This is a genomic window from Heminiphilus faecis, assembly GCF_008728965.1.
Lineage (GTDB): Bacteria > Bacteroidota > Bacteroidia > Bacteroidales > Muribaculaceae > Muribaculum > Muribaculum faecis.
Genome location: NZ_VSMC01000021.1, coordinates 17,443 through 38,825, shown reverse-complemented (window position 1 = coordinate 38,825; position 21,383 = coordinate 17,443). Strand labels below are relative to the sequence as shown.

The following is a 21,383-nucleotide window of genomic DNA, read 5'->3' as shown; positions in this document are numbered from 1 at the left end:
ATTCTAACTCTGTGTTGTGGTTATTACTCTTGGAGCTCTTTGTTGTAGCTGCGGTGAATCCATATTATGCAGCCCACCACTATAAGGGCCATGGGCGGCAATATCATAAGGCCGTTATTGGCATAACCGTGTTCGTACCAGCTGTCGGGTATGACCTGAAATCCCCATATAGTGCCGCTGCCGAGCAACTCGCGCACAAAGGCTACGATGACGAGGATAAGCGCATAGCCCACACCGTTGCCTATCCCGTCAAGGAATGACGGCCACGGTTTGTTGCCCATGGCAAATGCCTCGAGGCGTCCCATGAGTATACAGTTAGTGACGATAAGGCCTATGAATACCGAAAGCTGCTTGCTTACGTCATATTGGTAAGCCATGAGCAACTGGTTTACGATAACTACAAGACCGGCCACCACCACGAGCTGTACAATAATACGTATGTTGGTGGGGATGGTGTTGCGAAGAAGCGATATTATGACATTGGAGAATGCCAGTACTGCTATGACCGATATGCCCATTACAAATGCCGGTTCGAGCTTGGCAGTCACGGCAAGGCAGGAGCAAATGCCGAGTATCTGTACAATTACCGGATTGTCCTTTGACAGCGGATTGAGCAGGGTTATGAGGTTTTTATTGTTTGATGCCATGATTGTTATTGTCCTTTGTTGGTGAGACTTTCAAGAAAGGTCTTATAACCTGACAGGCAGTTGTCAAGCATTGAAGCTACTCCTTTGGATGTTATTGTGCCGCCCGATATTGCGTCGACATAGTCTTCTCCGTTCATGGGAGCCTGTCCGGCTTTTATGACGTTGACGGGTTTGAAGGCACCCTCCTTGAAGAGGTTCAGACCGGTGAACTGGTCGCTGAACGCCGGCTTCTCTATCTCTGCGCCAAGACCCGGAGTCTCGCCCTGATGAGCGAAGTATGCTCCGTATATTGACGAGCCGTCGGAGTTTACGGCTACGTAGCCCCATATAGGCCCCCACAGCCCTGCGCCGTATACCGGCAGTATGTATTTGACATCACCGGGAGTCAGCGTGCACTCATATACGGGGAGCTTGCGCTCTGCCTGCGGAAGTTTGCTTTGTGCCGATACGTTTATGGCGAATGCGTCGCCCTCGACTCGCTTGCCTTCGGCATCGATGACAAAACGGTCGGTGATATACTTGTCGAAGTCAGTTATTATGTCGCTTTTGGCGGGAGCGATATGGACTGACGCCAGTATCTGCTTCATCTTGTCGGCGTCGGCGTTGGCGGTCTGCAGCGGTTTAAGCGACAGTGCCGTAAATGCCAAAGCCGTGCCTACTATTATGACGAGCGCGACAATATATATGATAGTATAAGTGTTGCTTTGCTTGTTCATATCTGTTTATACTTTGGTTTTAAGGCGACGCAGACGGCGTCTGATATTGGATTGAACGACTGTGTAGTCGATAAGCGGGGCAAACGCGTTCATCAGCAACACGGCGAGCATGGCTCCTTCAGGATAACCGTTGTTGTAGGTGCGTATAAGCACTGCTATGACTCCGATAAGGAAGCCGTATATGTATTTGCCCGGATTTGTGCGCGATGCGGTGACCGGGTCGGTGGCCATGTATACGGCCGCAAATGCGAAGCCTCCGAGAGTAAGTTGCTGTAGCGGGGTAAGCATCGAGGCCGGGTATGAAGCCGAAGGACATGCGTGGGCTATGGCTGCCATGACGAACCCGCCGGCAAATACCGACAACATGATGCGCCAGCTTGCTATACCGGTAGCCAGCAGTATGGCGGCGCCGATAAGTATGCAGAGGGTAGAGGTTTCTCCGACCGAACCGGGTATCAGACCGACAAACATGTCCCATAACGACAAGGGCTCTCCGATGACGTTTGTCAGTGTGAGTGTGTCGCCGGTGTTTGATGCTATCTGTCCCAGAGGAGTGGCTCCTGAAAATCCGTCGACAACCGCTCCTTCTCCCAATCCGCATATGCTTCCTGTGGATACAAATACGCTGTCGCCGCTCATTTTTGACGGATAACCGAAGAATAGAACCGCACGGGTCACCAGAGCTACGTTAAATATGTTGTAGCCTGTGCCGCCGAATATCTCTTTTACAAAGATGACCGAGAATGCAGTGGCTACGGCAAGCATCCACAGCGGAATCTCGATAGGGCATATTAGCGGTATGAGAATACCCGATACGAGGAAGCCTTCCTGTATCTCTTCCTTGCGCCATTGTGCCACTACAAATTCAATGCCGAGTCCTACGATGTATGACACTAAAAGGCGGGGCAGCAGAGCGAGAAATCCGTATGCCATAAGCTGCCAGAACGGAAATTGAGTCTCGCCGATGGAAAGCCAGTGCTGATAGCCCACATTGTACATGCCGAACAGCAGACACGGTACAAGGGCCAGAACTACGATAATCATCACACGCTTTGAATCGAGACTGTCGTGGATGCTTACTCCCGACCGTGAAGTGGTGGTGGGAGTGAACAGGAATGTCTCAAAGCCGTCAAAGACCGACTGAAATGCATGCAAGCGTCCGCCGGGTTCAAACTGAGGCTTTATCCTGTCAAGATATTTTCTGAGCGATTTCACTTTTATGGAAATGTTATTGTGATTCTAATTGAGTTCTTTACGTATGTATTCGAGCCCTTCCTGAAGTATTTTCTGCAGTTCAAGCTTAGACGGATCTACGTATTCGCACAATGCGAAATCCTCGGGAGCCACCTCATAGATGCCGAGCTGCTCCATGCGGTCGATATTGCGCGATATGACGGCTTTTATCAGAAATTCCGCCATGATGTCCATCGGAAGGACTTTGTCGTATAAGCCCGACATGATCATTGCTCGGCGTCCGCCGAGTATGCGGGCATCGGGGCAGAACAGGCGCTTGGTGAAGTGGCCCGGAAACGAACGCGATACACTCATCTTCTGTGGCGACAGCGATGCCCAGCCCATGAACTCTGCGTGATCGTCGCCTTCCGGTATTACCGTTATATGGTTGTATGGGAAGCGGAGGTAGCTATCCTTGCCCACGGGATGACCGGTCAGCACATTGCCCGATATTATGCGGTGGTGCACATTGTCATCGTGGATGTTGCCTTCAGTCAGCGATGCTATGTCGGCGCCGGCTATGGTGTTGATGTATCCGGGGGTTTTTACTTCACATCCTGTCACGGCCACATCTACGTTCATGTCGAGAGTGCCGGTGTTGACAAGGTGTCCTATGCGCATGAGCGTCACGGCGTCAAGTGTCCACACCACGTCGCCTTTGTTGACAGGGTTGATGTTTGCTATCTGTATGCCTGCGTTGCCGGCGGGGTGGGGGCCGTCGAATATTATCGTTTCGGCACCTTTGATGTCGGTCAGGCAGCTGCCGCGGCGTATACCTATATATATATTGCCCTTTGTGAACTTGCCGAGGAGCCTTACAGCCGCATTTATATCCTCTTTGTGCCCGTCGAGCGACATCTCATAGTCAGGAGCCAGAGGTGACGAGTCAAAACCGGTCACCATTATGTCGCGCGGCTCTGTGCCCGGGGCCGGTACTATATTGAAAGGTCGCTGGCGCATCCATGCCCAAAGTCCGGAGTCAAGCAGTAAGCGCTGCGCAAGTACGCTGTCATCGATGCCCGACGTGTCAAACCGTTTTGACTCTTCGGGAGTCTGCGACGGGATGATGACTATGCGTTCAAGTTTGCGGCGTTCGCCTCTTACGACGCTCTGTATGGTTCCCGCCACAGGCGACACTACCTTGACATCGGGGTACTGCTTGTCATGAAACAGCACCGAGCCTGCAAGCACGGCGTCGCCCTCCTTTACATCGATTTTCGGGGTTATACCCTGATAATCGTCAGGTACCACGGCGCATGAAGCCGGTATTATCCGCTTCAGTCTCTCTGACGGAGCGACTCCGTGGATCCTTATGTCAAGCCCTTTCTTAAGTTTTATAGCTTTTGCCATGTGGATTATACTATAGATATATTTAATAATGCAAAGTTAACTGATAATTTTGGTTTGTCTTAACTTTGGTTGTGAAAAATTCACGGAACGGCCCTCCGGTAACGATAAATTCAGATATTATGTGGCGTATTTTGTTAAATTATGCTTTGTAACATATTAAAAAATTAACACAGCATCTGTAAAGGATAAATTAATAAAAATCACGGTACAAAATTTGGTTTGTAAAAAATATAATAATAAATTTGCATATCCAATCACGGCAAAAGCCGTTGTTGGAGCAAATGTTTATAAATCGATACCGGTTGCAGTTTGAACATGAATCACAGTTTTATGGCCTTCATCGATACGGCCCGATATAGTAAGCACGAGGCGTTTTGCGTAGGTAATGAGCCTGCCGACAGTTCGCTTCGGTTTTATGTATACCGATCACACCGGCTTGATTGACGCAGCATTTAACCATAAATCAAAATAATTCATTATTAATAACATTATTCATTCTATTCAAAAATTATGGAAACTCAAAAAACCAATGTTGGAGCCGCTACGGCTAAACAACCTAAGAACGAAGGTTCTAACGTACGTGGTATCAAGAACGCATTCTTGGTTATCGTAGTGTGCTTTATCGTAGCATTATTGTTGTTCATCTTCTGGTTTGGTCATGACATGCACTTCGACGAAGCCGGCCATCCTCAGGATCTTTGGGGTACAATCTACAAGGGCGGTTTCATCGTGCCTATTCTTCAGACTTTGTTCCTTACCGTTATCGTTCTGTCTGTTGAGCGTTGGATTGCTCTTTCAAGCGCTAAAGGTAAAGGCAGCATCTCCAAGTTTGTTGCTAACGTAAAGGCTTGCCTTAAGAAAAATGACATCGCCGGTGCTCAGGCTCTCTGCGCTAAGCAGAAGGGTAGTGTGGCTGCCGTCGTTTCTGCCGCTTTGGTTCGTTACGAAGAAATGGACAAGAACACCGTTCTTTCCAAGGAGCAGAAGATCGCCACTCTTCAGAAAGAAGTTGAAGAGGCTACCGCTCTCGAAATGCCCGCTCTTCAGCAGAACCTCCCGATCGTCGCAACTCTTACCACTCTCGGTACTCTCGTCGGTCTTCTCGGTACTGTAATGGGTATGATCAAGTCATTCCAAGCTCTTTCTGCTTCAGGTGCTCCCGATGCTACCGAGCTTTCTACCGGTATCTCCGAGGCACTTATCAATACCGCATTCGGTATCGCAACCGGTGCATTTGCTGTAATCTCTTACAACTTCTACACCAACAAGATCGATAACCTTACTTACGCAATCGACGAGATCGGTTTTTCAATCGTTCAGACTTTTGCTGCTACTCACTAATCCGTTGTCTTTCGGAAAATAAACGATTTTATTAATCAACTCAACGAAACACAATGGGTAAAGTAAAAATAAAGAAAAAGAGTACCCTCATCGACATGACCGCGATGAGTGACGTGACTGTTCTTTTGCTTACTTTCTTCATGTTGACTTCGACCTTCCTTCAGAAGGAGCCGGTAACGGTTATGACTCCGTCCTCTGTGTCGGAAATCAAAGTGCCGTTTACCAACTGTACGACAGTGCTCATTTCTCCCGAAGGAAAGGTGTTCCTTTCGGTTTCAGGTGACGCCGACTCGACCTTCTCAAGTGAAAAGGTGCGTGCCGAGCTTATCCAGACAGCCGTAGCAGAGTATAACAAGACCCATAGTAAACAAGTACAGCTCACTCAAGAACAGGTTTCAAAATTCTCCAAGTTGAACATGTTCGGTGTGCGTATAGCTGACCTCCCCGCATTCCTTGACCTTCCTCAGGCCAAGCAGGATGAAGTCATTGCCAACCTCAGCGACCCTGCTGTAGGTATACCCGTCGACGACAACAAGGACCTTACGAAACCTAATGAGTTCCAGATCTGGATGCGTGCCATCTACAATTCATCCAATCCCAATCTTGAAGCAGCTATCAAGAAGGGCGAGGGTATTGCAATCAAGGCCGACAAGGACACTCCCTACAACACCGTCCATGACGTTCTTGACAACTTGCAGACATTGAAGATGAACAAATTCAGTCTCTTGACTGCGTTGAAAACTGAAAACGATTAATCATTATGGCACAGATAGAACAATCCGATAACGGCAAAAAGAAAAAAGGCGCCCAAAAGAAGATGTCGATCCACGTGGACTTTACGCCTATGGTGGATATGAACATGCTTTTGATCACGTTCTTCATGCTTTGTACCACGATGATTAAATCGCAGACTTTGCAGATTTCACTCCCTTCTAATGAGAAAGTGGAGCAAGAGCAGCAAAACAAGGCTAAGGAGTCGCAGGCTGTTACGCTCATCCTCGACACCGAACGTGACGCCGATGGAAACGTAAAGTTTGATCCCGAAACCGGCAAGCCCGCTCACCTGATATACTATTATTTCGGTAAACCCGAGATTGCCGATGAGGACCATGACGGTCGTATCGACAACTCTAATCTTCAGGTAGAGAAGTTTGTAGGTAATGTAAACGGCGAGACCCAAGGTATCCGTAAAATCCTTCATGACAAAAACAAGACCGTGCTCGAAAAGATCGCTGTCCTGAAAGCCGACTGGAAGGATAAGAAGATTTCCGACGATGAGTATCAGGCCCGTGCCAAGCAGATTCGTAATGACTCTCTCATTACCGATCGTCCTGTGGTGATTATCAAGGCCGGACCCAACGCATCTTGGGAAAGTTTGATCGGTGCTCTTGACGAGATGCAGATCAACCAGATTTCTCGTTACCAGATCGATAATATCAACGATGTTGACTCTTTGATGATTTTCGATTATCTTGCTAAACATCCTCGCAATTGATGATGAGTGTCTATATGTTTAACTATTAAATGACAGAAGAAAATGGCAAAAGATGTAGATCTTTCATCAAAAGAATGGCGCGATATAGTCTTTGAAGGTAAAAACAAAGAATTTGGCGCATATGAATTGCGTAAGGAGTCTGACGCCCGTCATAATAAGGCTATGATAGTTGTAGTTATTATCATTGCTATAGCTTTCATCCTCCCGCTTATTGTTAACACTGTATTGCCTAAGGCCGATGAACGTCCTGAAGACGTGACAGAACAGACCATGGTTAACCTTGGTGAGGCTGTCGAGGACGAACCGGAGCCCGAAGAGGAGCAGCAGCGTTACGAAGAGGAGAAGCCTGAAGTGCTTCCTGAAGAGGTCCTTAACACTGTTAAGGTTACCGAAATCGCTATCGTGGACGACGATAAGGTGACGGCTGAGGATGAAGTTAAGGACGCTGACGAACTTAAGGAAACCACTACCGCATTCGGTCAGAGCGACTTCGATAAAGGTACTGACGACCGTAACGTACTGCTTGAACATAAGGACGAAATCGTAGTTGAAGAAAAGAAGCCGGTTGAGGACAACAAAGTGTTTACCGCTGTTGAGCAGATGCCTCAGTTCCCCGGTGGTGACGGAGCGTTGATGAAGTATATCGCAGACCACCTCAAATATCCTCCTGTAGCTATGGAGAATAATATTCAGGGTCGTGTCGTGATACAGTTCGTGGTAACGAAGACCGGTAAGATTGGTGAGGTGAAGGTGGCCCGAAGCAAGGACCCCGACCTTGACAAAGAAGCTGTTCGTGTAGTAAAGACTCTTCCCGATTTTATCCCGGGTAAGATGAACGGTCAGTCGGTTAACGTTTGGTACACACTGCCCATCACATTCAAACTTCAAGGCGTATAATCTTGATATAACCTATAGCTTAAAGGCGCATCTTTCAATGATGCGCCTTTTTTATTTAATGCTAAATTTTATGAAATTTTATTTATAGCGTCACCTTGTGTGAATACTTTTCATTAACTTAGCGATATTATTAATCATAATCTGAAAAATCATGGCTGCCGATAATGACTTGCAATATGATGAAAATGAAGCGATAAAGTTTATCCGCGACTATATGCCCGAAAATATTCGGGACAATTATACCGATGACGAGATACTAAACGTGCTTGATATGATATGGGACTATTATGAGGACAACGGTTATCTCGAAATTCCCGCGGCCGACACCGATGAGGGGCTTTCCTCTTCACCGGCTGCCGATGACCTCCTGAAGTACGTGAATAAGATGCTTGGCAAGGATAAACTTGCCGTTGTTGACAGCGATGACGTTCATTATATCGTGGAGGGAGAGTTGGCTTATGAGAAATCCATAGGTCTTGAGGATTGACAGATCGTGATATTATGTCTGTAAGCCGTTACATATATTTGCTTCTCGTAGTAGGTCTGTTGACTTGTTCGGTGCCTGATGCCGGTGCACAAAACATATTCGGGCGTCTGAAAGACAAATTGTCGGGAAAATCAGCCGCCGGTGAAAGAGCTTCCAAGAAAAAGAGTGATAAGTCGGTCACGGCCATTGATCCTGCCGAGTTGTCGCTTGATGAGAATGTGATGTTGCCTCGTGTCGGCGACAAGCAGCATAAGGCTGTGGCTGATTACATGGGGCAGCTTGCCAAGAAACTCGCTTCGCGTAAACTGGCGCGTATAGAGCTGACTCGCGGAGGTGAGGTGGTTGTGGCCACTATAGGCACCGACCAGCTTTTTGCTCCCAATGACACGGTGTTGCGCGATAATGCGCAGGAGTTTCTGCGTCCTTATGCCGATCTGCTGAAGCAGGTAGGCATGTATAAGATAATAGTAGTGTGTCATACTGACGACACCGGTTCTGAAAATTATACCGATCGTCTTAGTGAGGCGAGGGCTTCGGCCGTATATGATTACCTGTTGAAGAATCAACTGGAGAGTGTGGACCTGCTGTCATATGCTCTTGGTGCCGCGGAGCCTTGTGTGCCTAATGATTCTCGTGATAACAGGGCTAAAAACCGTCGTGTGGAGATTTATGTCGTTCCTGACATGCTGATTCTTGAAATGGCCAAATCAGATAAATTGCAATTCCGAAACTAAATTATATTTATGAGATTTTCAATTTTGCTATTGGGTGCCGCGACACTGATGACGGTATCGTGTGCCCGCAATCAGTCACAGGGCGAGCCTTATACCGTGACTGCGAAAGTATCGGCCGATGACAACGGCAAGTGGGCTTATGTGGTTAATTACGACAGTGGCGAGCGTATTGACAGTGTGCTTGTGGCTGATAGTGTGCTATCAATTTCAGGAACGGTGGAAACTCCTGTTCTCGCACGTCTGCTCGTAGGCAATCAGCGCAACGGTACTTTTGTACTTGAACCGGGCAATATATCATTTAATGATGACCGCATGCCCGCGGGTACATCCGGCAATGACCTGTTTGTGAAGTATACGGCTTCACTTGACTCGCTTGTGAAGGCATATCAGACAGCGGAAAGCGATTCAGCGCGCAATGCCATAGAGGAGGCCTACAATGCAGCCAATGACCGCACTATCGCCGAAAACAGTACTAATCCTGTAGGATACTTTGCTTTTGTAAACGTGGCTTATGAATATGATGCCGCACAGCTTGACAGTGTTCTGGCATTGTATCCCTCTTACGGAGAGTATAAACGCATCAAAGAACTTGTGGAGAAGCATAAACGTGCTGCTGCTACAGCCGCCGGCAACAAGTTTGTCGATTTTACGGTCGAGGGCGATTCTGTTCAGAAACTTAGCGATTATGTAGGCCGAGGCCGTTATACGCTTGTCGATTTCTGGGCCAGCTGGTGCGGACCGTGCCGTCGCGAGATGCCTGTCATAAAAGAACTTTATGACGAATTTAACTCAAAAGGCCTTGATGTGGTTGGTGTTGCCGTATGGGATGAACCTGAAGACTCTAAAAAAGCCATGGAGCAGCTTGAACTTCCTTGGCCGCAGATACTGAATGCCAAAAGCGTGCCTACCGACCTTTATGGTATATCGGGTATTCCTCATATCATGCTTGTCGACCCGGAGGGCTTGATCGTGGCCCGTGGTATGCAGGGCGACTCGTTGCGCCGTGTAGTGCGCGAGACTATGACTGCCGGTCTCCAAAAATCCAACGATTGACTTTTGTCCATAGGGCATAGGCTATAAAAAGTCCGAGCAACGCTCCGGCTGTATCGGCGTAAAAGTCATATATGTCTTCGCCACGGCCCATGTCCATCGACCCTTGGACAAGTTCTATGGCCCCACCGAAAGCTGTTGTGGCTATACAGAATATTATTAGAAGTGCCCCGGGTGCCTTTGTGCGTCCGGGGTGCTTTCGTAAATAGTCCAGCGCGAGGCATCCTATGACTCCGAGCATCATTATGGCATGGACCACTTTGTCGGCGCCCGGAAACAGGCTTATGTCATTGTCCGGAAGCGGATCGGGCATTAGGGTCAGATAAAGCACTGCAAGTACTACCGTTATCGTGAAGACAAATGGAGGAAGACGTTTTATTAAGTTAGTTATTGACATTTTCTTGAAATTTTTGCAAAAATAATCACAAAAAGTATTATTTGGAAATGTATCGTGCTACATTTTGTCGCTTTTTGATTACTTTTGCAGACTAAATAATAAACGATATGGCCACTAAAGCACAATTTGGCAGTAAGATAGGTTTGATAGCCGCCACGGTAGGTTCGGCTGTGGGACTCGGCAATATATGGCGTTTTCCAGCAGAGACGCAGAGCAACGGAGGCGCTGCGTTTTTGTTACTCTATATAGTATGTGTGTTTATACTCGGTATTCCGGTTATGCTCGCTGAGTTTTCACTCGGCAGGGGATGCCGAAGCGATGCTGTAGGAGTGTTCAGGCTTTTGTCGCCCGGTAAAAAGTGGTGGATAGTAGGAGCTGTAGCCATACTTGCCTCTTATCTCATATTGTCGTTTTATATGGTCGTGGCCGGATGGACGGCCGAGTACTTGTGGCAGTCGGTCACGGGAGCGCTTTACGAGGTAGGTCCGGGAGCCGCATCGGCATCCCCTGAGGCTCTTGACGCCCGTTTTCAAGGCAAGATGCAGGAGTATATTCTTACCGATGTAAGGCCTATTGTCATGACCTATATTATGCTGCTGGTGAATCTCGGCATACTTCTTATGGGAGTGCGTAAGGGTATCGAAAAGATGTCCAATATTCTTATGCCGGTGCTTTTTCTGCTGCTGTTGCTTTTTGCCGGGGTGTCACTGTCCTTGCCCAAGGCTTCTGAAGGCCTTGAATTTTTCCTTAATCCCGATTTCTCTAAAATTACGCCTACCGTTGTTGTCAATGCTCTCGGTCAGGCATTCTTCTCTCTATCGCTCGGTATGGGCATACTTGTCACGTATTCAAGCTATTTCCCTAAGGAGACAAAGCTGACCAAGACTGCTGTCACCGTATCGCTTCTCGATCTGCTTGTGGCCATAATGATGGGTATCATTATATTTCCCGCTGTCAAGACATTCGGTCTTGACAATCACGACCTTGCGGGCACAGCTCTCGTTTTTGTCACTTTGCCCGAGGTGTTTGTCCAGATGCCGTGGACGCAGTTCTGGTCCATCTTGTTTTTCACTCTGTTGCTTGTGGCGGCTCTTACATCCACCATATCTTTGGCGGAGGTATCCATTGCGTTTATGCAGTCGCGGTTTGGTATGAAGCGTTCTACCGCTTGTCTTGTGGTCATGTTGCCGCTTTTTGTGCTTAGTGCGCTTTGCTCACTGTCGCTTGGTTCTCTGTCCTCATTTACCATTGCGGGCCTTACATTGTTTGATTTTCTCGACAATACGGCTACCAATATCATGTTGCCTTTGGTGGCTATCTCGACGTGTATATATATGGGCTGGTTTGCGCCGAAGAAGTATTTCCGTGAAGAACTGACCAATGGCAATGCAGTTTCGCGCAGATTTTACAAGCCGGTATTGTTTGTAGTGCGTTATGTGGCTCCGGTATTGATTGCCGCTATACTTCTGGCAAAGATATTTTAAATATTATGAAAGAGAACAGAGCACAGTTTGCAACCCGTCTCGGAGTTATAGCCACCACGGTCGGTTCGGCCGTAGGACTCGGCAATATATGGCGTTTTCCGTATGAAACCGGTGTTCATGGCGGGGGAGCGTTCCTTCTTATATATGTAGGATTTATTTTTATTATAGGTGTGCCGGTCATATGCGCTGAGTTTATTATGGGGCGCAGTACACGCAGCAATATATTCGGAGCCTTCCGCGCACTGCACGGACGTCCTCAATGGGCATGGATCGGATATATGGGCATTCTGGCCTCGATATTGATATTGTCATTCTATTCTGTCGTGGCGGGATGGACCGTGGAGTATTTCGTGCAGTCGGTCACCGGTACTCTCGCTTCGCTTGATGCAGGGAGCAGACATGAGGCTTTCGACATGTTCTGTACCGGATGGAAGCCGGTTATGTGGACTTTGGTCTTCCTCGCTGTGAATGCTGTGATTCTGCTGCGGGGCGTGAAAGGCGGTATAGAGAGGGTCTCTAATGTGCTTATGCCGGTGCTGTTTGTCATTCTGATTATATTTTGTATAAATTCGCTGCTTATGCCGGGAGCATCGGAGGGACTGGCTTTCCTTTTCCGTCCCGATTTTTCTAAAGTGGACTCCGGAGTGCTTCTCGGGGCGCTCGGACAGGCTTTTTTCTCGTTGTCTCTGGGTCTCGGTACGATGTTGACTTATGCAAGTTATTTCTCTGACCGCACTCCGCTTGTTAAAAGTGCTGTGGTTACTTCGGCTCTTGACACATGTGTCGCGGTTCTTGCGGGAGTCATTATATTTCCCGCGGTATTTACGTTTGGCGCAGAGCCTTCTGCCGGGCCTAAGCTCGTTTTTGAGATACTGCCCGACATTTTCCACCGGTTGCCGTGGGGTGCATTATGGTCGTCATTGTTTTTCTTCCTGCTGTTCCTTGCCTCATTGACTTCGACGATATCAATGAGTGAGATAGGCATAGCCTTCTTTTGCGAGCAGTTCGGACTTACCCGAAAGAAAGCTACTCTGCTGAACTGCCTTATAGCCATGGTGCTTGGCACTCTGTGCGCTTTGTCGTTCGGACCGCTCAGGGATATGACTGTATTCGGACTTACAGTCTTCGATCTGTTTGATTATGTGTCAAGCAATATCCTGTTGCCTCTCGGTGGTATGATGATTTCTATATTTGTAGGCTGGTTTGTTGATCGTGGAATATTGCGGACGCAGTTGCGCGGTACCGGATCCATAAAGGAATGGATACTGAGGGTGATTGTGTTCTGCCTTCGTTACGTGGCTCCTGCCGGTATTGCTTTAGTTTCCCTTTCCGGCCTTGGTGTTATCTGACCGGTCGGTGCATTTTATATCGATTATGTCGCTCATGCGCGAGGTGTATAACCGCGGTGTGTGCTCTTTCATGGCTATTGACTTTGACGGTATTGACGCTACATGTACTTTGTCGTGGCTTGTGAACTCGCTGTTTATTTTGTCAAGAGCCGACATGAGCCGCTTGCGTTTTTTCAGGTCGTCATGGTCACTGAACAGACTCTGTTGAAGGCCGTTTCCGTCAATGATTTGTGTTGCTGTGACGCCTGCACGTTTGTATCCGTATCCGGGGCGGAATATCGTGGCAAGTGCCGATTTTGCCTCTTTGCACAGTATGGATGTGTCGTTGGTGGCTTCCGGTATACGATGTTGTGCTATGTTGGAGTAGTATGACTCCTTGAAGCGGTTGGTGGCTATGTATACTGATATGGCCGTGCAGTGGCAGTCATGTCGTCGTAGCCGTTCAGCCACGTATGCCGCATACTGCGCCACAGCGTCGTTGAGTTCATCGATGGTATAGACTTCTGTTGCGAAAGTCCGTGAGCATGTAAGTGATTTCTGCGGACCGTCGATGCTCTCTTCGATGCCGATGCAGGCTTCTCCGTTGAGTTCGCGCCACACTCTTTCAAGGTTTATGTTGTATCGGTCGCGTATAATCTCTTTTGGCAGTTGTGCGAAGTCAAGAGCCGTGTTGAGTCCGTGTGCCTTAAGACGCTCCGAAAGCCTCCGTCCTATGCCCCATACGTCGCCTATACCGGTAAGGCAGAGAGCTTTTGTCATCTTGTCGGAATTATTGATAAGGCATGCTCCTTTGTAGCCCGGATACTTTTTGGCAAACCGTGCCGCTATTTTGGCAAGTGTGCGTGTAGGGGCCATGCCGAGCGACACCGGTATGCCCACATTTTTCCTTATCGTTTTTACTATCGACTGTCCGTAAGCCGGCAGTTCATCGTCATCGACAGCATCAAGGTTTATATACGCTTCATCGATTGAACTTATCTCAAGCCCGTCGGCGAGCGATGCCAACGTCATCATGACACGCGATGACATGTCTTTGTACAGTCGATGATTGCCCGAGAGTGTGGTTATGTTATGTCGCGATACAATGTCACGAATCTTGAACAGAGGTATGCCTCGTGTTATGCCGAGAGCTTTGGCCTCGTTGGACATGGCTACTACGCATCCGTCGTTGTTGCCCAGTACAATGACCGGTTTGTCGCGCAACTCGGGACGAAAGACTCTTTCACACGATACAAAAAAGTTATTGCAGTCAATAAGGCCTGTCATGGAGGAGCACTCACCGCTTGCGGCGGTTTTTCTTGATTGTATAGGTGACTATGCCCCACACGGTGAAATCGTCATCTGCGGTGACTTCGATCGGTGCATAATGCCTGTTGGACGGCATTAAAAGTATGCGATGTCGTTCGACTTTGAGGCGTTTGACGGTAAATTCTCCGTCAATACAGCATACGGCAAGGTCACCGTTGGTCGGTTCAAGCGACCTGTCGATGACCACTATGTCGCCGTCGTCAATACCCTCCTCACACATTGAGTCGCCGGTCACCCGGCCGTAAAATGTCGACGCCGGATGGGTCACTATCTCTGCGTTTAGGTCTATCGACTCGTTCATCGACGACTGCCCCGGTGACGTGAAGCCTGCCTTTATGCCTCCATCGGCATAAGGCAACGGCATGGATGAACGGCTGTCCACACCATACAGCTCCAAGTCGTTTCGCGGTTTTGTCATTCGCTTTATTTCAGGTGGTCAATGAGGGCCGTAGTATCAAGGGTATCCTGCTCACCTGTGGCCATGTCTTTCAAGGTGATTTTACCTTCCTGAAGTTCGCTTTCGCCGATCATGGCCACGAAAGGCACTGACTTGGCATTTGCGTAGGCCATCTGCTTTTTCATCTTTGAAGTCTCGGGGTATATTTCGGACGAGATGCCGTGACTGCGAAGTTGCTTGATGACTTTCAGCGATTCAGCCTTTTCCGCTTCGCCGAAGTTCATGAACAGCACTTTTGTCGAGCGTGATGTGTCCTCGGGATATAGGTCGAGTGCATTGAGCACGTCGTATATGCGGTCGGCGCCGAACGATATTCCCACTCCTGACACATCGGGCATGCCGAATACACCCGTGAGGTTGTCGTAGCGGCCTCCGCCGGTTATGGAGCCTATCTCCACGTCGCGGGCTTTTACCTCGATTATGGTGCCGGTATAGTAATTCAGGCCGCGGGCGAGCGACACGTCAAGGTCAAGTTCGGCACGAAGTCCGAGTGCGTCGGTGTTTCTTACCACTTCTTTAAGCTCCTCGACGCCACGGAGTCCTGTGGGTGATGCCGACAGCACTTCTGCAAGGCGTTCGAGACGTTGATTTACCGTGCCGTCAATTGACAATATAGGCTCAAGGGCGGCTATCGCTTCAGTTGACAGACCACGTTCTGCAAGCTCGGCTTTTACGTTGTCCATTCCTATTTTGTCGATTTTATCGATGGCTACGGTTATGTCTACTATCTTTTCGGGTGCGCCTATAAGTTCGGCTATTCCGGCAAGTACTTTTCGGTTGTTTAGCTTGATCGTGATGTTGATCTTCAGGCGGCTGAACACTTCATCAATAAGCTGAAGCAACTCGACTTCGTTGACAAGCGAGTCGGAGCCTATTATGTCGGCGTCGCACTGATAAAACTCTCTATAACGGCCTTTCTGGGGGCGGTCGGCACGCCACACAGGTTGTATCTGGAAGCGCTTGAATGGAAATTGCAGTTCCGCGCGATGTTGTACGACATAGCGGGCAAAGGGTACGGTAAGGTCATAACGCAGACCCTTTTCACAAAGTTGTGCCGTGAGTTTGCCCGATGCTTCTCCCGAGTCGAGCAATTGGCGGTCAGCTCCTCTCAGGTAGTCGCCGGAGTTAAGTATCTTGAACAGAAGTTTATCGCCTTCCTCTCCGTATTTTCCCATAAGGGTCGTCAGGTTCTCCATGGCGGGGGTCTCTATCTGATTGAAGCCAAACAGATTGAAAACTTCGCGGATGGTATTGAATATATAATTGCGACGTGCCATCTCGGTGGGTGAGAAGTCGCGTGTACCTTTGGGTATGGAAGGTTTCTGTGCCATATGTATAAATTGTATAGTTTATTTTAGAATGCAAATTTAAGGCATTTTTCGCAAATACGTCATTTTATTGCTCCGATAGTTATTATATGGCGGTTTTTGCCATGTTAAGTCAGGATGTTGTATACGAACTATTGTCAGTACCGTATGTTTATATTGTATTCAAACCAAACTTAATTTATTATGATTAAAGTTACCTATATGGACAACAGCGGATTCATCCTGACTCTGTCCGACGTTATTCTTGTTTTTGATTATTATCGTGACCCGGCCCACGCTCTGCATAAGGCTCTTGAAGCCAATCCACAACTGCCGGTGGTGTTCTTTGTAAGTCATCATCACCATGACCATTACAACAAATGTATATTTGACCTTGCCCAAAATCACAAAAGGGTATATGTGCTGTCCAATGACGTTTACGGGCAGGATATACCGGGAGCTGAGCGTATAGCCGGCATGAGCGCCGGCGACGTGCTTGAAAATCTGCCGGGCGATATAAAAGTCAAGGCTTACGGTTCTACCGATGCCGGAGTAAGTTTTCTCGTAACGACTTCCGGCGGCAGGAAGATATTTCATGCCGGCGACCTCAACGACTGGCACTGGCAGGATGACTCGTCGGAACGCGAAGTGCGCAAGGCCGACGAACATTTCAACGTCATACTGAATCGTATAGCCTCGGAGAATCCGTCGTTTGATATAGCCATGTTCCCTGTCGATACAAGACAAGGTTCCGATTTTGAACGTGGGGCGCGACTGTTTCTTGAGAAGATAAAAGTTACAGAGTTTTTTCCGATGCACATCCACGGTGACTTCAAGGATGCCTGTGACTTCCCGGCTTATGTTGACGAGAGCGTCACGGCATGTCATTGTCTTCACAATCCGGGCATGAGTGTCGAAGTGGATTGAACCCTTGTTGTTTTGTCCGATTCATAATGGTAAATTGACCGATTTGCACTAAGGTTATTAGAATTATTTTGCTAAATTTGCAAACAGATAATTAACCTGAACAACATTTAAAGATACCATTATGAAAATGAGAGAGACAATACGTGAGCAATTCAGCCAGCGTTTTGGAGGTAACGGAGTATTTTATGCATCGGCGGGTCGTATAAACCTGATAGGCGAGCACACCGATTATAACGGCGGCTTCGTGTTTCCGGGAGCCATCGACAAAGTCATCATGGCTGAAATAAAGCCTAACGGAACGGATAAAGTACGTGTCTATTCGGTCGACATCGACGAGTATGCCGAGTTTGGTCTTAATGAAGAGGATGCACCTACCCAACAGTGGGCGCGTTATATATTCGGAGTATGCCGCGAAGTCATCAAGCGCGGCGGTTCTGTAAAAGGTTTCGATGCCGTGTTTGCCGGAAATGTTCCTCTCGGTGCCGGACTTTCGTCGTCGGCAGCTCTTGAGAGTTGTTTTGCCTACGCGATGAACGATCTGTTTAACGACGGTAAGATCGACAAGTTTGAACTTGCCAAGATCGGCCAGTCGACAGAGCATAACTATTGCGGTGTCAATTGCGGCATTATGGACCAGTTTGCATCGGTGTTCGGTAAGAAAGACCATCTTATCCGTCTTGACTGCCGGTCACTTGAGTATGAGTACTTCCCCTTCAGACTTGACGGTTACAAACTGGTGCTTGTTGACTCGAAGGTAAAGCATGAGCTGGTCGACTCTCCTTACAACAAGCGTCGTGCGTCATGCGAGCATGTAGCCAAGGAGCTCGGAGTTGATACTCTGCGTGATGCGGAGATGGAAGACCTTGAAAGAATCAAGGACCGCATATCGCAGGAGGACTACAACCGTGCCAAGTATGTCATAGAGGAGAAGCAGCGTGTGCTTGACGTGTGCGAGGCCTTGCAGAAAGGTGACTACGATACCGTAGGCGACCGTATGTACAAGACTCATGAAGGCATGTCGAAGCTGTATGAAGTAAGCTGCGTGGAGCTTGATTATCTCAATGACATAGCCAAAGAGTGCGGAGTCACCGGTTCGCGCATTATGGGCGGCGGTTTCGGAGGCTGTACCATCAATCTTGTAAAAGATGACCTTTACGACAACTTCATCGCTACCGCAAAGAAGAAGTTCGAGGCCAAGTACGGTCATGAGCCTCGGGTATATGATGTGATTGTTTCCGACGGAGCACGTAAGCTGGATTAACACTTGAATTGTAAGAATATGAATATACAGACAAAGAGAGTTGTGTCGCCGAAAGGTGACATAACTCTCTATACATTGACCAATGCGTCGGGCGCGTCAGTGACGTTGTCAAGTCTTGGCGCCGGTATAGTAAGCATAGTCGTTCCCGACAGTGAAGGAACTATGGCCGATGTTGCACTCGGTTATAAAAATCCGGTAGATTATTTCGGTGACGGCCCGTGTGCCGGAAAGACTCCCGGCCGTTATGCCAATCGCATATGTAAAGGCCGCTTCTCGCTCGACGGTAAAGAGTACAGCCTTGCCATTAACAATGGACCTAACGCACTGCACGGTGGTCCCGAAGGTTTTATGAACCGCATATGGAAGTCGGAAGCAGCCGGCAGCCATGTCAAGTTCACTTACAACGCAGCTGACGGAGAGGAAGGCTATCCCGGAGCGGTGAAGGCTACCGTGATATATTCATGGAATGAAAAAAACGAACTTACTATCGAGTTTAAAGCCGAGAGCGACGCCAAAACGGTAATCAACCTTACCAATCATGCTTACTTCAATCTTGACGGTGAAAACAGCGGCTCGGTTCTCGATCATGAACTTCAGCTGTTTGCATCGAAATATCTGCCTACCGACTCCACGCAGATACCTACCGGCGAACTTGCCGATGTCAAGGACACTCCTATGGACTTCTTGCAGCCCAAGACCATAGGCCGCGATATCAACGCCGATTTCGAGGCCCTGAAGATAGGCAAGGGCTACGATCACTGCTGGGTGCTTGACAACTGGCACAAACACTCTCTCGGGAAAGCGGCTGTGCTTACCGCCGCCAAGAGCGGCAGGGTGCTTGAGGTGCTTACCACCCAGCCGGGTGCTCAGGTATATTCCGGTAACTGGCTCGGAGGATGTCCCGAGAGCAAAAGCGGCCGTCCGTACAATGACTACGACGGTGTGGCTATAGAGTGTCAGGGATTTCCCGATGCTCCCAATCATCGTAATTTTCCGTGTCAGCTTCTGTGTCCGGGAGAAGAATACAATCAAACTATAGTATATAGATTTACAACAAAATGAAACCAACATTATTCGTTTTAGCCGCCGGCATGGGTAGCCGGTACGGAGGTCTCAAGCAGCTTGATTCGCTTGGCCCCAATGGAGAAACCATCATGGACTACTCGATCTATGATGCCGTTAAATCGGGATTCGGAAAAATAGTGTTTGTCATCAGAAAGGATTTCGAGCAGGATTTTCGTGAAAAGATCATTTCCAAATATGAGGGTCATGTGCCTGTGGAGGTCGTGTTTCAGTCTACCGACGCTCTGCCTGAAGGATTTACCTGCCCGGCCGACCGTACAAAGCCTTGGGGTACGAACCACGCGGTTCTTATGGGCAAGGGTGTGATCAATGAGCCGTTTGCCGTCATCAATGCCGACGACTTCTATGGCCGCGATGCTTTTGAGGTGATAGCCAAGGAACTCAGCCGTCCGCGTGACCGCAAGGGCGACTATTGTATGGTTGGTTTCAGAGTAGGCAATACAATGTCGGAAAACGGTTCTGTGGCACGTGGCGTGTGCAATACCGAGAACGGTCTTCTTACGACTGTCACCGAGCGTACCGACATAGCTTACGACGATAACCATGACATAACCTTCCATGATGAGAAGGGTGAGGTATGCAAACTCGACCCCAAGACTCCCGTGTCGATGAATTTGTGGGGCTTTACTCCCGATTACTTCGAATATAGCGACCGCGAGTTTGTCAACTTCCTGAAAAAGGATATTGACACTCCCAAAGCAGAGTTCTTTATTCCTATTGTAATTGATACTCTCATCAACTCCGGCGAAGCTACGGTAAAAGTGCTTGACACTGACTCCAAGTGGTTTGGCGTTACTTATGCGGGCGACCGCCCCGGCGTGGTGGCAAAGTTTGCCGAACTGCATAAAGACGGCACATATCCTGAAAAACTCTTCTAAAAAGCGTTTTATAGGATAGACGGCTATTTACGGTAGCTATAAAACTTTATAAAATAAACACATAGCGAAAAAGTGAATTAGAGCAAAGCGTAGCGAATTAGCTGATAGAGCGTTCGTTACGCTTTGTCTTTCTATGGGGCAGAGCCAACGAAATACCACCTCGAAGCCAAACGGTGCAGAAGTTCAGTTACCACCTCGTTACTCCCGTAACGGGTGCAGATTTCTTGCTAAAAGGTTCTCACGGGTTTGGCGTATTCGGACGTGAAGAACCTCACCGCCGACCGCCTGCAAACATTCTTTGACGTCAATCTGTGGATAATCACCCGAAGAAAGAAGACCAACACCGAATCGAACATCCGCCTTTTGGACGTTCCCAAGCGTATCATAGAGAAATACAAGGGACTGGCTCAGGACGGCCAAGTTTTCACGTTCCGAGTAACGGAAGCTGCAATAAGATACTCAAAGAGATAGGCAGACAATGCGGCTTCAAGGTACTTTGACCTATCATATATCGAGGCATGCACGACCGCACACATCGAGCGTTTCATCATACCGAAGAACGCCGACCCCACACGCACGCCCCTAAATCGCAGGCTCATCGACTAACCCGACGGGGTGAAAGACCGTTCGGCTGTTCAGAGAAGACTGGAAGAAGCAGGGCTGACACGCAAAATCGGAAGCAACCAAGTACGGGCAACCCGCATCAACGTGTCGGGAACGCACGATGACAAGAAGCGGATAGAGGAAGAGGGGCGTTTGGACGAGTGGTGCGCCGACAATCTGAAATACTTCGCCGACACGTTCGGAAAGGAAAACACCGCCCTGCATAGGGAGATAGCCGACCACGAAGAAACCATCGAAGTCCTGTAAGATAGAATACAGACCATGCAGGCAGACCACAGCCGGGAGATATGGGAAATGCAGCAGAAGCACGGCAGAGAGCTCGCAGACAAAGACACAAGCAGGAAATTTTAGTATCTTT

The 21,383-nt window shown here is 48.5% G+C and carries 21 protein-coding genes and 2 pseudogenes; 15 read left to right on the top strand and 8 right to left on the bottom strand.

What is annotated here, in order from left to right; all coding sequences use genetic code 11:
* Nucleotides 1-23: 23 nt before the first annotated feature.
* From FW767_RS09585 to FW767_RS09570, 4 genes are read right to left on the bottom strand one after another with little or no spacing between them, the layout of a single operon-like run.
* Nucleotides 24-647, bottom strand: a complete 624-nt coding sequence (locus FW767_RS09585) for an NADH:ubiquinone reductase (Na(+)-transporting) subunit D (protein WP_121699090.1) — start codon at nucleotides 645-647, stop codon at nucleotides 24-26.
* A 5-nt stretch (nucleotides 648-652) separates the two neighbouring features.
* Nucleotides 653-1,363 carry an NADH:ubiquinone reductase (Na(+)-transporting) subunit C gene (gene nqrC, locus FW767_RS09580; protein WP_121699089.1) on the bottom strand — a complete coding sequence of 237 codons (711 nt, stop codon included), beginning with the start codon at nucleotides 1,361-1,363 and terminating at the stop codon, nucleotides 653-655.
* A 6-nt stretch (nucleotides 1,364-1,369) separates the two neighbouring features.
* A complete protein-coding gene (locus FW767_RS09575; protein WP_121699088.1) occupies nucleotides 1,370-2,578 on the bottom strand; it encodes an NADH:ubiquinone reductase (Na(+)-transporting) subunit B in 1,209 nt (402 codons plus the stop codon).
* A 24-nt stretch (nucleotides 2,579-2,602) separates the two neighbouring features.
* Nucleotides 2,603-3,946, bottom strand: coding sequence for a Na(+)-translocating NADH-quinone reductase subunit A (locus FW767_RS09570; protein WP_121699087.1), 1,344 nt, complete (start codon nucleotides 3,944-3,946; stop codon nucleotides 2,603-2,605).
* A gap of 510 nt (nucleotides 3,947-4,456) precedes the next feature.
* Here FW767_RS09570 and FW767_RS09565 point away from each other — a divergent pair.
* The 7 genes from FW767_RS09565 (at nucleotide 4,457) to FW767_RS09535 (ending at nucleotide 9,953) form a co-directional block, all read left to right on the top strand.
* The gene (locus FW767_RS09565; RefSeq protein ID WP_121699086.1) at nucleotides 4,457-5,287 is read left to right on the top strand and encodes a MotA/TolQ/ExbB proton channel family protein; all 831 of its coding nucleotides are present in this window, start codon (nucleotides 4,457-4,459) and stop codon (nucleotides 5,285-5,287) included.
* Between the two features lie 53 nt (nucleotides 5,288-5,340).
* On the top strand, nucleotides 5,341-6,042 hold the full coding sequence (locus tag FW767_RS09560; protein WP_121699085.1) for an ExbD/TolR family protein: 702 nt from the start codon (nucleotides 5,341-5,343) through the stop codon (nucleotides 6,040-6,042).
* Between the two features lie 5 nt (nucleotides 6,043-6,047).
* Complete coding sequence (locus FW767_RS09555; protein ID WP_121699084.1) at nucleotides 6,048-6,782, top strand: ExbD/TolR family protein; 735 nt, start codon at nucleotides 6,048-6,050, stop codon at nucleotides 6,780-6,782.
* Between the two features lie 42 nt (nucleotides 6,783-6,824).
* A complete protein-coding gene (locus tag FW767_RS09550) occupies nucleotides 6,825-7,679 on the top strand; it encodes an energy transducer TonB (protein WP_150980544.1) in 855 nt (284 codons plus the stop codon).
* A gap of 151 nt (nucleotides 7,680-7,830) precedes the next feature.
* The gene (locus tag FW767_RS09545) at nucleotides 7,831-8,166 is read left to right on the top strand and encodes a hypothetical protein (RefSeq protein WP_121699082.1); all 336 of its coding nucleotides are present in this window, start codon (nucleotides 7,831-7,833) and stop codon (nucleotides 8,164-8,166) included.
* Nucleotides 8,167-8,180: 14 nt separating this feature from the next.
* Nucleotides 8,181-8,900, top strand: coding sequence for an OmpA family protein (locus tag FW767_RS09540; RefSeq protein WP_121699081.1), 720 nt, complete (start codon nucleotides 8,181-8,183; stop codon nucleotides 8,898-8,900).
* A 9-nt stretch (nucleotides 8,901-8,909) separates the two neighbouring features.
* Nucleotides 8,910-9,953, top strand: coding sequence for a TlpA disulfide reductase family protein (locus FW767_RS09535; protein WP_121699080.1), 1,044 nt, complete (start codon nucleotides 8,910-8,912; stop codon nucleotides 9,951-9,953).
* Here FW767_RS09535 and FW767_RS09530 read toward each other — a convergent pair.
* The gene (locus FW767_RS09530) at nucleotides 9,919-10,347 is read right to left on the bottom strand and encodes a VanZ family protein (RefSeq protein ID WP_121699079.1); all 429 of its coding nucleotides are present in this window, start codon (nucleotides 10,345-10,347) and stop codon (nucleotides 9,919-9,921) included. The genes FW767_RS09535 and FW767_RS09530 overlap by 35 nt on opposite strands.
* Before the next feature lie 107 nt (nucleotides 10,348-10,454).
* On the opposite strand from FW767_RS09530, the gene FW767_RS09525 reads away from it, so the two are divergent.
* Both FW767_RS09525 and FW767_RS09520 read left to right on the top strand, forming a co-directional pair.
* Nucleotides 10,455-11,831 carry a sodium-dependent transporter gene (locus FW767_RS09525; protein WP_148463932.1) on the top strand — a complete coding sequence of 459 codons (1,377 nt, stop codon included), beginning with the start codon at nucleotides 10,455-10,457 and terminating at the stop codon, nucleotides 11,829-11,831.
* 5 nt (nucleotides 11,832-11,836) lie between these two features.
* A complete protein-coding gene (locus FW767_RS09520; protein ID WP_150980541.1) occupies nucleotides 11,837-13,180 on the top strand; it encodes a sodium-dependent transporter in 1,344 nt (447 codons plus the stop codon).
* Here FW767_RS09520 and FW767_RS09515 read toward each other — a convergent pair.
* From FW767_RS09515 to hisS, 3 genes are read right to left on the bottom strand one after another with little or no spacing between them, the layout of a single operon-like run.
* Nucleotides 13,148-14,446 (bottom strand): Y-family DNA polymerase, encoded by a 1,299-nt coding sequence (locus FW767_RS09515; protein WP_150980538.1) that lies wholly within the window; start codon nucleotides 14,444-14,446, stop codon nucleotides 13,148-13,150. The two genes, FW767_RS09520 and FW767_RS09515, sit on opposite strands and share 33 nt — an antisense overlap.
* Nucleotides 14,447-14,456: 10 nt before the next feature.
* A complete protein-coding gene (locus FW767_RS09510) occupies nucleotides 14,457-14,906 on the bottom strand; it encodes a LexA family protein (protein WP_121699075.1) in 450 nt (149 codons plus the stop codon).
* A 5-nt stretch (nucleotides 14,907-14,911) separates the two neighbouring features.
* Nucleotides 14,912-16,276, bottom strand: coding sequence for a histidine--tRNA ligase (hisS, locus tag FW767_RS09505; protein WP_121699074.1), 1,365 nt, complete (start codon nucleotides 16,274-16,276; stop codon nucleotides 14,912-14,914).
* 180 nt (nucleotides 16,277-16,456) lie between these two features.
* Between hisS and FW767_RS09500 the strand changes: the two genes are divergently transcribed.
* The 6 genes and pseudogenes from FW767_RS09500 to FW767_RS09475 all read left to right on the top strand — a co-directional run.
* Complete coding sequence (locus FW767_RS09500; protein ID WP_121699073.1) at nucleotides 16,457-17,179, top strand: MBL fold metallo-hydrolase; 723 nt, start codon at nucleotides 16,457-16,459, stop codon at nucleotides 17,177-17,179.
* Between the two features lie 127 nt (nucleotides 17,180-17,306).
* On the top strand, nucleotides 17,307-18,440 hold the full coding sequence (gene galK, locus FW767_RS09495) for a galactokinase (RefSeq protein WP_121699072.1): 1,134 nt from the start codon (nucleotides 17,307-17,309) through the stop codon (nucleotides 18,438-18,440).
* Nucleotides 18,441-18,458: 18 nt separating this feature from the next.
* Nucleotides 18,459-19,502: an aldose epimerase family protein gene (locus FW767_RS09490; protein WP_121699071.1), complete on the top strand. Its 1,044-nt coding sequence runs from the start codon at nucleotides 18,459-18,461 to the stop codon at nucleotides 19,500-19,502.
* On the top strand, nucleotides 19,499-20,401 hold the full coding sequence (locus FW767_RS09485) for a glycosyltransferase family protein (RefSeq protein WP_121699070.1): 903 nt from the start codon (nucleotides 19,499-19,501) through the stop codon (nucleotides 20,399-20,401). The genes FW767_RS09490 and FW767_RS09485 overlap by 4 nt, the downstream gene beginning before the upstream one ends.
* Before the next feature lie 234 nt (nucleotides 20,402-20,635).
* Nucleotides 20,636-20,948 (top strand): annotated as a pseudogene (locus FW767_RS09480) (site-specific integrase); the annotation flags it as partial.
* Nucleotides 20,912-21,235, top strand: a pseudogene (locus tag FW767_RS09475) (MobV family relaxase); the annotation flags it as partial. The pseudogenes FW767_RS09480 and FW767_RS09475, both read left to right, overlap by 37 nt.
* Nucleotides 21,236-21,383 lie beyond the last annotated feature (148 nt).